Source organism: Epilithonimonas sp. UC225_85 (genome assembly GCF_042695135.1).
Classification (GTDB): Bacteria; Bacteroidota; Bacteroidia; order Flavobacteriales; family Weeksellaceae; genus Epilithonimonas.
This window is the reverse complement of sequence record NZ_CP170547.1, coordinates 3,111,757-3,126,591: the sequence shown is the minus strand read 5'-3', so window position 1 is coordinate 3,126,591 and position 14,835 is coordinate 3,111,757. Positions and strand designations below refer to the sequence as shown.

General features: G+C 39.6%; 2 protein-coding genes. Both read left to right on the top strand.

Annotated features, from left to right (window positions below; genetic code table 11):
* Nucleotides 1-127 precede the first annotated feature (127 nt).
* Nucleotides 128-7,318 carry an InlB B-repeat-containing protein gene (locus ACFJGY_RS14185; RefSeq protein ID WP_379965021.1) on the top strand — a complete coding sequence of 2,397 codons (7,191 nt, stop codon included), beginning with the start codon at nucleotides 128-130 and terminating at the stop codon, nucleotides 7,316-7,318.
* 211 nt (nucleotides 7,319-7,529) lie between these two features.
* Nucleotides 7,530-14,636, top strand: a complete 7,107-nt coding sequence (locus ACFJGY_RS14180; RefSeq protein WP_379965019.1) for an autotransporter-associated beta strand repeat-containing protein — start codon at nucleotides 7,530-7,532, stop codon at nucleotides 14,634-14,636.
* Nucleotides 14,637-14,835 lie beyond the last annotated feature (199 nt).

Sequence of the window (14,835 nt, the reverse complement as noted above, 5' to 3'; positions counted from 1 at the left end):
GTAAATATGTGAATATTGTTGTCGAATTTTTTTGGTTCATTACATTATTATTAACTTTTTAATAACGAGATTTTTCGCCTTTGAATTAAGATTATATTTGCCTTCTTTAATAAAACAAACATTGAAAATGAAAACAAATTTATTCTTAAAGGATTCATTTCTAGGCAGAAGCATGCCGAAAATGCTTTTATTAATCTTGTTCATGGCCTCCTTTATGAGGGGACAGACAACCGTTACCTATACTGGTAGCTTTGCGAGTTCCTCAGGAGCTACTAATACTTATTCAGCAAATAAAGTTATTACTTTAGCATCAAAAACATGGTTAGCCAGTTATTCTTATTTTGCTTCTTCAGAATTCAGATTAGGAAGTAATAATGCGGTAACAGTTCCGAGTAAATTTATATCAACAAGTCCCACAGGTTCTTCTATAGAAATGCAGTGGGACGTTGCTAATGTTAAAAAAATATCATTTACAAATGCAGGAAGCTACGGTACAGTCAGTAACTGGTATATTTTCGAGTCGACTGATGGAGGCACTATCTGGACACAAGTTGCAACGTCAGCTTATACCGGTAATAGTACAATTAGCTATACTGCCACAACACCTAAGACCTCTGCAAGATATGCTTTGGTTATAACCGGTTCTACTCCGAGAGCTATTCTTACAACAGTCAGCATAGAAATACCATCTGTAACTTACACCCTCACTTATGACGGAAACGGAAATACGGCCGGCACAGCTCCGGCAGCGGTAAGTAATTCTGCAAGCACAAGTATCACATTGCCAACTACCACGATGACCCGGACAGGTTTTACCTTTTCCGGATGGAATGCAAATTCTACAGGTAACGGAACCAATTACAACGCAGGCGCATCCTATTCTATGCCTGCTGCTGATACGACCTTGTATGCGCGCTGGGCTTATACAATAGCTTATAATGCCAATGGCGGTGCAGGTGCGCCGGCTACCCAAACCAATTATAACGGTATAACTACAACTGTTAGTGCCACTGTTCCTACAAGAGCAGGATATACATTCACCGGATGGAATACTGCGGCAAATAATAGCGGAACAGCTTATGCATCAGGAGCAACTTATACGCCGGGAACCACAGGCAGTACAACCTTGTATGCGCAGTGGACACCAAATAATAATACGATCACATTCAATAAAAATGCAGCTGATGCAACAGGAACCATGGCGAATCAAACGATCGCTACTGCCACTACTGCCAATTTGACTCTAAATACCTTTGCAAGAACTGGCTATACTTTTGGTGGCTGGGCAACTACAGCTGCCGGAGCCGCAGCCTATGCAGATGGCGCATCTTATACAATGGGAACTGCCAGTATAACTCTGTATGCGGTATGGACTACTTTGGATCCTTTTATTACTACAACAGGCACGCTTTCGGCTTTATCCACAACTTATGGTACGGCTTCTTCCAATACCAGTTTTACTGTATCTGCAGGCAATCTTACCAGCGCATTAGTTGTAACACCACCATCAGGTTTTGAAGTTTCCCTCAGCGCATCAACAGATTTTACAACATCGCTGGATTTGGGTTCTGCCAATAGAACCAATACCACAATTTATGTTCGTCTTGCTGCAACAAGCCCTTTCGGCAATTATAGCGGTAATATTAGTTTGGCAAGTGGTTCCACTACAACTTATATTGCAACAGCGACTAGTACTGTAAACAAAAAAGCATTGACAATAACAGGTCTGTCCGGAGTCAATAAAGAATATGACAGAACAACAACAGCTACCTTGTCCGGAACACCTGCATACAATGGATTAGAAAATGGTGAATCATTCTCTGTAACAGGAACAGTAACCTGGGCATTTGCAGATGTAAATGTGGGTACTTCCAAAACACTTGTGAGAACGGGATCTTATGACGTCCCATCAACAAATTATACGTTAACCCAACCAACTATAACGGCTAGCATCACTGCAAAACCACTAACCGTAACTGGTGCAACGGCACAGAATAAACCTTATAATGGTAATACAACCGCCACTATAACGGGCGCAACATTGGTAGGGGTAATATCTCCCGATGACGTCACAGTATCCGGAGGCGGGACTTTTGCCTCTGCAAATGTAGGATCAGGAATTGTTGTAACGCCGGCTCTTGTTTTAAGTGGTGCGAATGCAACAAACTACAGCATAACACAGCCAACGGGGTTAACCGCAGATATAACCGCAATTGCTCCGACTTTTACAACTTCTACAATCAATATTAATACAGGAGGAACTTATGCTTTACCCGGCGCAAATGTGAGCAGTAATTCCGCAGGTGCATTATCATATTCTTTAGGAGCGGTAACGCCTGCCGGATCTGTGACCTTAACAGGAACTACACTAAATGGTATAGCCGCAGGTACAGCAACCCTTACAGTAGATCAGGCTGCTTCCGGCAACTATGCCGCAGGGAGTACAACAGTTCCCGTGAGCGTAACATTGGTAACAACCGCAACAGATTATTTCCGAAGTAAAGCTGCAACCGGAACTTGGGCAACAGCTGCTTCCTGGGAATCATCTCCCGATAACGTTAACTGGAAAACCTCATCATTGGTTCCAACATCTTCTGCTGCCGGGATTTATATTTTAAGCGGTCATACCATTACCATAGGTGCAACGGCTACGGCAAAAAATGTAACTGTAGAAAGCGGAGGTTCTCTAACGGTATCTGCTGGTTTTACAATTTCAGGAACAACTACTGTGAACGGTACCTGGACTCAATCAACAACTACTGCATTATCCAACAACGGAACTTTGATATTTGGTGCTACCGGTACCTATAACCATAATGTAAACGGCGGTACAATCCCAACTGCAACCTGGAACGCATCTTCTAATTGTAATATTACCGGATATACCAATACCAGTGCGGTAACAGGACCAGCTGGCCTGGCACAGACATTTGGAAACCTGACCTTTAATAATGCAGGATCCAGCAATTATATCAATTTGTTTTCGGCAGCTGCAACTATGAATGTAAATGGCACTTTGACAGTTGGACCGGCAAGTGGTAATTTAGTTTCTTTTGGTAATACCTCTTTTAGTGTTACAGCCAATGTTAATAAAATCAAGGTGACAGGAGGAGCTCTTCACGGAGTAGGTGCCAGTACTGCATTGTTTTTGAATGTAGCTACTGATATTGAAATACAAGGCGCTGGTATATTGAGGCTTGCTACAGGTAATGGAACAGTCAATTTAACCGTAGCAAATGACGTTTTAATAAAAGACACCGGATTACTGGAACTGGTTGCTGGTACGGGTTCAACGGTTGGTACACAGATATTGACAATAGGAAGGGATCTTGTTATTGATGGAACTTCTGCAAAAATAGATCTGAAGCCAAACGCAAATGCTTCCGGCGCTGGTGTCGTGTATGTGGGAAGGAACTTCAGCTCTCATAATACAGATACTGATGCTATAGATGTTGATTTTGGATCAGGATCGGTATCAGGCAATTATATCAGAATCACGGGCAATCTTACACATACCGGTAATGGAGTTTATCAGACTAATGCGACATCGCAGGCGAGAGGTTTTGTTTTTAGAGGAACTTCTTCAAGCCCTTCACAAATAAGCTATTCCGGCGTCAATTCTGAATATACAAGTTATGAAGTGGATACAAGCTATTATGCCGAATTATCAACAAATTTAACTCTTGGCTCTCAAACAGGACCTGTTTCTTATTTTACAGTAAAAGGCAGTCTGGACTTTAAAGACAAGTCTATCATCGGAAACAGTGTAGCACGATTTATTACAGCTAGTGGAGCAATTCTTAATACATCGAATGCCAATGGTATCGGAGGGACAACCTCTTTAGGGAGTTTAAGGTCTTTTGCCAGTACCAATACGACCTCTGCCAATGGAACAGCTCAGCTGATTGCAGGTGCCAATTATGTTTTCGACGTGGATTCTACTGCACCATTCCCAACAGGAACAATTGGAAATCCGAGTACACTTACACTTAATAATGCAACCGTTACTTCTAACAGAACCGGCAGCCTTATCGTTTCCGGTGCAGTTAATATCAACGGAACATCTGTATTTAAACTTAATCCTCTTTCAGCTAACAATTTGTCACTTGGTGGATTGATGACTATTGATGAAAATGCGACTTTTGATAATAACGGAGAAAACCAGATTACTAATGGAGGAGGATCCATTACCATAAACGGAACCTTCATTACGCGCGATGCACAAGGTTTCACGGGGACTAATACTGCCATTCCCGGCATTACACCAACACTTGGAGATAATGCTACAATTGTTTATGGATTGAACGGTGATCAGGCAGTTACAAATTTTGCTTATAAAAATCTGACTTTCAGTGGCAGCGGAACCAAAACACCTGTAACTATAGCTTCAATCACAGGAACTGTTACTATCAATTCCGGAGTTACGGTAGATGCTGGTACCAGAACTTTTGGAGGTTCCGGAACGAATTTGATAATGCTTGGTACAAGTGTATTTAAGACAGGTGGAAGCTCAACAAAACCAGATGCGGCAGGAACTTATACGCTTTCACCCACATCTACAATAGAATTCGGAGGAACATCTGCTACAGTGATAAGAGCAGCTCCGATTTATGGTAATATTAATATAACATCTACGACCAACGGAGCAGGTTTATCCGGCGAAGTAACGTCTCTTACATTACAGAACGGATCTGTTTTTACAGTTAAAAGCGGAGGGATATTCAATGTTCAGAATACAAATGGTCTATCTGGTGCTTCAAATACTGCAATTAATAATATTAACAGCCCATCTGTGGTTTTGGACTCGGGAAGTACAATTAATTATAACGGAACAGCACAAACAGTTACTACTTCTCCGAATTATTATGATCTGGTAATTTCCGGATCTGGAGTGAAAACACCTTCGGCAGCACTTTCAGTTAATGACAAACTTAATATTAATGCCGGGACTCTGGCTTTAAATAGTGCCGCAGGAAGTGATCTAAATCTTGGAGGCATAATGACCATCGCAAGCGGAGCAACATTTGATAACAATGGAGAGAATCAAATTCTTAATTCTAATAACGCTTCTATAATTAACAACGGAACTTTCATCACAAGAGATGCCCAGGGTTTCTCCGGAACCAACGCTGCCATACCGGCTATTACAAATATAACTATGGGTAATGGTTCTACCGTGCATTATGCTTTAGGTAGTCAGGATGTTTCGACAAGAACAGATTATAATAATATATTGTTTTCAGGAAGCGGAACCAAAACTGTATCTGGTAATATAACACCAATCGCTGGGACTGTTACCATCAATGGCGCTGCAACTGTATTGAATGCAGCCGATCATACATTCGGTGATGCTTCTACAAATCTTACAATGACCGCCGGATCATCATTCCTTTTAGGAGGATTGGGTGTAAAACCTGATATGGGCGGAACATATAGTTTGGATGCCGGAACAACGATAGAGTTTACAGGGACTTCTGCAACTCAGATCCGTGTAGAACCTCAATATGCTAATGTTGTAATTTCAGGAACCAATGTGGTTGCAGGAAATACATCTTCTTCAGTGTTAACCTTTCAGTCGGGAGGTAGTTTTACAGTAAAAAATGGTGCAAAATTTAATGTTAATAATCCAGACGGGTTCAGTGGAGCAACAGTTACAGCTATTAAAAACACTAATAATCCGACAATTATTTTAGAACAAGGCTCTACGATAGATTATACAGGAGCAGATCAGGTGATTTCTAATGTTTTCCCGTATGAAAATCTTAAGGTTTCTTCTGTCGGGACCAAATCCCCGGCTGCCGGTTTAACCGTTAATAATTTGACCACAATAAGCGCTGGAACTCTCAAAATCTTGAAAACACAAGATGCTGTAAATGCTAATGTGCTGTATGCTCATAAAGGAATTAACAATACAGGAGGATCAGTTGTTTTTGAGAATAATGCACAATTGATGCAGGACGCAGATGCTGTAAATTCCGGGAATATCCAGTCTCAGAGAGATGTTGTTGATATGAATAATATCTCAACTCAAATGGATTATGTCTATTGGAGCTCGCCCGTAAGTGGACAGCTGATCAAAGGTGCAACCGGATTCTCTCCAAATACACCGGCAAGTGGCTATCTTCAATACAACGAGACCAATGATAAATTTGTAATCACCGGTGATACGACCTTCTTACCTGGAAAGGGTTATGCAATCCGTGCAGAAACAGGAACCAACGGTTATAACAAAACATACAGCTTCAAAGGAACTCCGAATAATGGCAGTTTACAATTTCAAAACCTGAAATTTACAGATGCTTCACATGGTTACAACCTTGTTGGTAATCCTTATCCATCTAATATTGATTTTAGTTTGCTGTATGCGCTTAATACTGCAAAGATATATTCTGCTGCGTGGTTCTGGACCAACAATAGCTATACAGTAGGACAGGTTGGATCTAATTATACAGGGAACAATTACGCAACATTCACTGGGACTGGTGGTACACCTGCAACTTCCAATCCTTCCAACCCTTTCAATAATTCTATCACGCCGGATGGGACGATTAAAGTTGGACAGGGATTCATCGTTCAGGCAAAGGGTGCTGCACCATTAGATTTTGATAACGGAATCAGAATAACAGATAACGCCGGTTTCTTCCAGAAGGCAGGAACGAAAAACAGATTCTGGTTGACATTGACTTCTCCGAACACTTTAGTCAATACTATTTTGATTGGCTATGTGCCGGGCGCAACAGATAATTTTGAAACTGATTTTGATGGAGAATTGTTTACCATAGGTTCAGATTCCTTCTATTCTATATTAGGTGCCAAAAAATTGGCGATCCAGGGAAAATCTGTTAATTTCAAAATAGAAGATAAAGTAGCTCTTGGAAATGTTTATTCTCAAAATGGAAATTACAAGATATCTTTAAGAGATGCAGAAGGTATTTTCAGCAACGGTCAAAATATATATTTAAAAGATAAATCGCTGAATAAAATTATTAAGCTTAATGATGCCGATTATACCTTCCAGGCTGTAAAAGGAACAGATGCCACACGTTTCGAAATTATATATAAAGAAGACATAGTTTTAGGAACAGAATCAGTAACGAAATCAGACTTTGCAGTTTATAAAGACGGAACTGATTATGTAATCACCTCTTCAAAAGTTTTAGGAAAAATAGAAGTTTATGATGTAGCCGGAAGATTGGTTATGAGTCAAAAAACGGTGAACAAAAACTTCAGATTAGATTCATCTGATCTTGTTAATGGAATCTATATCATTAAAGTTGAAAATTCCGGGGATATAAGGACAAAGAAAATAATCAGATAATTTTTAAAAAACATCGTATTAAAAGGCACTTTGAGTGCCTTTTTTTGTTTTTATACCTGTCAAAAAAATTAAACGCATATTTAATTATTCTTATTAAAATCCTCTATTTAACGGTTAATTAAAAATAAATTAACTTTTTTTTAAAGTGAATGTATAAAATAATTAATTTAGCGCCCTGATTTCTAAAAAATAAAAAAACCAACTGACAGATATGAAAAAAATATTATTATCAAAACCTTATTCTTTCCCCATGAATAAACAATTATTGCTGTTTATCATGCTATTTTTAGCTGGGGATATTTGGGGGCAGACCACTTCAGTCTGGAATCAAACAAGTGCTAACGGGACTTGGTTGACTGCCGGAAACTGGACACCTTCCGGTGTTCCTACTGCGACAATTATTGCCCAATACTCAAACGCAGCGACAGGATCCGGTATTAATACAAATACTACTTCTGCTAATAATGCAGCAGCTATTGATTTTAAAGGAGCAGCTGCTTTTACACTTGGAAATTCGGCAGGTTCTGCTACGGGTACACTTACTTTAGCGGGAGTTACTGTTAATAGTATTGCCAATACAATTGTAAGAAATAGCGTTGCTAATAATTTAACCCTTGCTGGTCATCTAACAGGTGGTTCGAATCTATTGACTTACGTGCTTGGAAACAGCACAGATAATGTTGTCAATATTGAAAGTACGGGAAATATTACAATCAGTGGTCCTATCTCAGGAACTAGCAGAAAATTAACTAAGGTAGGTAGTGGTGCCGGTACTCTTATTTTATCTGGTGCTAATTCATATTCAGGAGGAACTACTATTACAGCAGGAACACTTCAGCTAGGTGCTGCACAAACACTTCCGGTTGGAAATCCCGGAGGAGGAGTAATACTCAATGGAGGTACTTTAAAAAGTGGGGCAAGCACAGGTTTTAGTAATGGAACCAGTTCTACAAATAATATGGGAACGCTTACTTTGAGTAGTAATTCTACTTTAACATTAGGAACAGGTGCTCATAATTTGTATTTTTCTGCCAGTAATGCTGTCACCTGGGCTGGCACTTTGTTAACCGTTACTGGTTGGACAGGTACTGCTGGAGCTTCTGGCACAGCTGGTAAAATATATGTAGGATCAGATGCAACAGGACTTACTAGCGGACAATTAGCAAAAATCATATTCACAGGATATACAGCCGGAGCAGCACTTTTGTCAACAGGAGAATTAGTTCCTGCTTCAACAATCTCTCCAACAGTCACAACAACAGCCATATCCATTATTGCGACAACCAGCGCAAGTTCTGGTGGTAACGTCACTTCGGATGGGGGCGCAACTGTTACTGCAAGAGGTGTTTATTTTGGGACTTCTGCAAACCCAACTTCAGGAACTTCTAATGGAACAGGAACGGGTTCTTTTACTAGTTCATTAGCCAGTTTGGCAGTTAATACACGTTATTATTACCGTGCTTATGCAACCAATTCTATAGGTACAGGATACGGATCAGAATCCAATTTTTACACGTTAGCAAACACGCCTTCTGCACCAACTGTTAATACACCAGCTGTAAGCAGCCTGAATGTTGCAATAACTTCGGGTGACGGTAATCCTGCGGCTACAACCTATGCAATATACGAAACAACAACAAGTAAATATGTACAGGCAGACGGAACTTTAGGAGCCTCTGCAGTTTGGCAGACAGCTTCAGCCTGGAGTACTAAAACAGTCACAGGTTTAACAGCCAATACAACATATACTTTCCAGGTAAAAGCCAGAAACGGTGATTCTACAGAAACGGCTTTCAGTGCAACAGCAAGTGGAACTACAGCTGCAAATCAGGAAGTAGACTGGGCTAATCTGCAATACATATCTACACCAACAACTTATAACGAAGGCGCAACTACTAATACAGTTTATGCACAGGTTTACAAGGGCGGTGTAACAAATTCTGCAGGACAGGGCGCAAATATCCAGAGCTGGATAGGTTATTCTACAAGCAACACAAATCCAAATTCGGCTAGCGGGTGGACTTGGGTCTTAGCAACATATAATGTGGATGTTGGTAATAATGATGAATATAAAGTGACACTTCCGGCACTGACTCCAGGGACATATTACATCGCTTCAAGGTTTAATTATAATGGAGGGACTTATAAATATGGCGGAACCGGCGGATTATGGAATAACGATAGTGGAACCATTACCGTTAACCATAATCTTGTAGGTTTTGGTAATTTCCAGTCTCCAACTTCCGGAACACTTGTTTTAGGAAATAACTACAATGTTTATGGCCAGGTCTATAAAGCCGGAACTACTGAGCCCGCAGGTCAGGGAGCAGGTATTAGTGCTGAGGTAGGATATAGCTCATCAAATACTAATCCTAATACTTGGACGAATTGGTATACGGCAACATATAATGTTGATTATGGAAACAATGATGAATATGTTTATAATATGGCAACACCACTTACAGCAAGTGGAACATATTATATGGCATTCCGTTACAAAATAACAGGAAGTACAGAGTATTACTATGGAGGTACAGGCGGAGCCTGGAGTAACAACAGCGCTGTCGTTACTGTTAAAACTCCGAGGGAGATTAATGTAAAACAGAACACCACAACTATTGCATCCGCAGGAAGCTACGCATTTTCAAGTCAGGTTTCCGGAACGAGCTCTTCGGCTATTAGCTTTACAGTAGAGAACACAGGGCAAGATGATTTGACCCTTGGTGCTCTAAGCATCAGCGGTACCAATGCAAACCAATTCAGTGTAACTCAGGCATTATCTTCAACTGTTACAGGTGGTTCTTCGACTACTTTCACGGTTACTTTTTCTCCGACAAGTGCAGGTGCTAAAACGGCTCAATTATCATTAATCAATAATGACGGTGACGAGAATCCTTATATTATTAATATCTCAGGAACTGCAACATCCAATGCATCATCGGATATTGTCGTAAAATCCGGTTATACCTATCCGACCAATATATTATACGCTAATTATCAGGCAACAGATATTTCAGGAGGAAGTAATGATATAGAAATTGCAAAATTCACCATCCGAGATGGCGGAGCGACTGCTGATACGGATAATTTGGGTACAACGTTAACACGTCTGGATTTCAATTTAACCAACGGAGGAAATGTCAGAAGAGTTGCTATTTATGATGGTGCTACTGAAATTGCTGAGCAAGCAGGGTCAACAACGCTTTCATTTACCAATGCATCATTAGCTACATTAATTGCGCCAGATGGAGGGACAAAAGATTTTAGCATAAGAGTTAGTTTCAAAACAACAGTAACAGATAATCAGCAGCTTGGTGTTAGCATTACTGCAACTACAACTGCAGATACTACAGGCTCAACTTTTGCAACTACAGCAGCTGGTGCAGCCGCAACATCTACTGCCGGAGATAATAACAGAATAGAAGTAGTAGCGGACAGACTAGCGTTTGTGCAGCAGCCGACCAATACGAACATCAATACTAATATGTCACCTGCTGTTACAGTTTCGGCAAATGATGTAAATGCAAACAGAGATTTAGATTTTGTATCATCTGTAGCAATTACATCTACAGGTACGCTTTCCGGAACTCCGGTTACTGCAACGGCTGTTGCTGGATTAGCAACTTATTCTGCATTACAGCATACAGCCGCGGGAACAGGATTTAAGTTAAGTACAGCTTCATCAGGATTGACAGGAGTTGATTCAAATACATTTAATATTATACTTGTGACATCGGCATCGGATTATTTCAGAAGTAATGTGGCTACAGGTTCTTGGGCAACCGCTGGCTCTTGGCAGTCGTCTCCGGATAATTCTACCTGGATTACTGCGACAGCTTCGCCAACGTCTGCAGCCAATACAATTACAATTAGAAATGGGAATAACATAACGGTCGATACGAATATTACGATTGACCAACTTCTAATAGCCAATGGCCAGTTGACTGTCGATTCTACTCTCGGAACATTAAATATTAATGACGGAAGCGGAGTAGATGTTGATGTCCAAAGTGGAGGTATTCTGCAGGTTATGAATAGTGGCTCCACTTCCGCTTATACTAGCACAATAATATTCTCTGGCAGCGCCTCCATGAATGTGTCCGGTAAGATTTTGGTTGGAGATGGTACATCTTCTGCTGTTGGATCCGGTTATGGAGCATTTGGTTTTTCTAGTGCTTCTCAGATAATTTGGAATAATGCAGCAATCCTAGAGTGGAATAATACAGGAAGTACACCAGGTATATCAGGACAGACTTATTTTCCAGGAGTTTCATCTTCTGTAGTTCCAATATTCAGAATCACTAAAATCGCAGGAGGCAGTTTGAGTGGAGGTTCTGCTACAATCATTAATGGCTTATTCCAGTTAAACGGAGCAAATGTTGTTTGGGCTGGTAACGGATCCAGAACATTCAGAAATGGTATTGTTTCCACAGGAACTTCATCCATGACTATTAGTGGTGGAACAGGAAAATGGCAAATCGGAGATGATACTGTTGCCGGAAATGCAGAAATAGGAGGTTCTGGCGGTGCATTGACTCTTAGCAATACAAATGGTGTGTCAGTTTCATCAGTTTGTTCATTATCGGTAACAAGTAATTTTATTTTATCTTCGGGCACACTTACCAATAATGGAACAATCAATTTTGGAACGTATGCCGTAACCGGATCGGGTGGTTTCACAGAAGCAGCGGGTTCTACGATTATTACATCAAATACAGGAGGTGTACCGGCTTCGGTTGCTGTTTCCGGGACCAAAACTTTCTCGGCAAATGGTGCGAACTATACTTTCAATGCCAATACAACTGCACCATTCCCGACTGTAACAATGGGGAACCCTGCAAGTCTTACTTTTAACAATGCGAATGTTACCTCTAATAAAACTGGTAATATTACTGTTTCTGGTGCTGTTAATATCAACGGAACGTCTGTGTTTGCGCTTAATTCAGCTGGGAATAACTTAGATTTAGGTGGGGTAATGACAGTTGATGCTAATGCAACATTTGATAATAATGGTGAAAATCAGATTACAAATGGTGGTGGCAGCATTGTTATTAACGGAACATTCATTACGCGTGATGCACAAGGTTTTACAGGGACAGGTACTTCTCTTCCTGGTATTACGCCAACACTTGGTAATAATTCTACTATTGTTTATGGATTGAATGGAGATCAAGTTGTAACGGATTTTGCATATAAAAATTTAACATTCAGCGGTGGTGGTACCAAAACAACTCCAACAATGACTTCTATAGCAGGCACTGTTACCATCAAGGATGCTAATACAATAGTGGATGCATCTGCTCATACTTTTGGAAATACGGCAACGAGTCTGAAAATGCAGGATTCTTCAAAATTAATTCTGGGCAGCGGTACAGATCCCAAACCAAGAATGGGAGGAACTTACGATCTTGGAAGTTCTTCTACGATAGAGTTTGCAGGATCGTCAGCTGATCAGATCAGGGTTTCGGCAACAACTGATCCTATTGAGTATGCTAATGTAATTATTTCCGGCAGTAATGTAAAGGCAGGTACTACAGATGCTGCAGGGTTGACATTCCAAGCAGGAGGAACTTTCACGGTTAAAGGAAGCGGAGTTTTTAAAGTTCCTAATGTTAATGGTTTCAGTGGAGGAACAAGCACTGCTATTAAGAATACAAACAGTCCTGTTATTACTTTAGAATCGGGTTCTACAATTGACTATACAGGAACAGATCAAGTTGTTACAACTGCTTTAAATTACGAAAATCTTAATGTTTCATCAGCAGGGATCAAGTCTCCGGCTGGAAACTTAACAGTCAATAATTTAACAACGGTAAGTGCAGGAACTCTGCAACTATCAAAAACTGCTGATAACGTAAATGCTAATGTTTTCTATGCTCACAAAGGAATTAATAATACCGGAGGAGCAGTTGTTTTTGAAAATAATGCTCAACTTCTACAGGATGCCAATGCTGTAAACTCGGGTAATATACAATCCCAACGTGATGTTGTAAATATGAATAATATTTCAACTCAAATGGATTATGTTTATTGGAGTTCGCCGGTTAACGGCCAGGTGATAAAAGGAGCAAGCGGATTCTCGCCAAATACACCAGCAACAGGATATTTACAGTACACAGAATCTACAGATAAATTTGTAACAACAAGTGATGTTAATTTCCTTACTGGAAAAGGTTATGCCATCCGTGCAGAAACGGGAACCAACGGATATAATAAAACGTATAAATTTACCGGGGTTCCGAATAATGCTAATCTGCAATTCCAGAGTCTGAAATGGACCAATGCAACACACGGATATAATTTGGTTGGTAATCCATATCCATCCAATATAGATTTTGATTTGTTGTTTACCCTTAATAACACAAAGATCTATTCTACAGCATTTTTCTGGACCAATAACAGTTATACTGCGGCTCAGACAGGTTCTAATTACAGCGGAAATAATTATGCAGTTTATAATGGAACTGGTGGCTCGCCGGCAACTTATAACCCGTCGAATCCTTATAATGGTTCCGTTGTGCCAAATGGAAAAATTAAGGTAGGACAGGCTTTCATTGTTCAGGCAAAACAAACTGGAAAAGATCTGCCTTTGGATTTTACTAATAATATAAGAGTTACAGATCAAGGAACATTCTTCCAGAAAAATGGTAATTCTAAAAACAGATTTTGGTTAGAAATGACATCTCCGAATAACCTTGTGAATACTATTCTTCTAGGATATATTCCAGGTGCTACGAATAGTTATGAAACTGATTTTGATGCGGAGTTATTCGTTGTTGGTTCGGATTCATTCTATTCTGTTTTAGGTACTAAAAAACTGGCAATCCAGGGGAAAGCCGATACATTCAGTACAGAAGATGTTATTCCATTAGGAAACGTCTATTCTGCAACCGGTAATTACAAAATAAAATTGAAAAATCCGGAAGGTATATTTAATAGCAATCAGAAAGTATACCTTCGGGATAAATTGCTGAATAAATATATTGATCTTAGTAATTCGGACAGTTATTCGTTTACAGGAACCAAAGGAACAGACACTACACGTTTTGAGATTGTGTACAAAGAAAATGTAGTTTTGGATGCAGATGCTCCTACAAAAACTGATTTTGTAGTTTACAGAGATGGTAATGATTTTGTAATTAATTCCTCAAAAGCCTTGGGGAAAATAGAAGTTTATGACACATCAGGAAGATTGTTGGTAACTTCTTCAACCAAAGATAAATTTATTAAAATTGATGCTTCTGCATTAATAAATGGTGTTTATATCATAAAAACAGAAAACTCTGGTGATATGAAAAGTAAAAAAATAATGAAGTAAATTAATCTATAAAAACTTTTTAAGAGACCGTCTCGTATATATTATGAGACGGTTTTTATTTGGTATTCCTTAGCGGTTTTTGTTAAACTATGATTATAATAATTCACTGTTGTTAAGGTTTTTAAAGACGAAGAGATGTTAAAAATTTTTACATTATTTTATTAATTTTTTTTTTCATTTCTATACGATATTATAATTT

Excerpts from the sequence above, each read along its gene's own strand:
- ACFJGY_RS14185 (WP_379965021.1), top strand. The coding sequence starts at position 128 with ATGAAAACAAATTTATTCTTAAAGGATTCATTTCTAGGCAGAAGCATG.
- ACFJGY_RS14180 (WP_379965019.1), top strand. The coding sequence starts at position 7,530 with ATGAAAAAAATATTATTATCAAAACCTTATTCTTTCCCCATGAATAAA.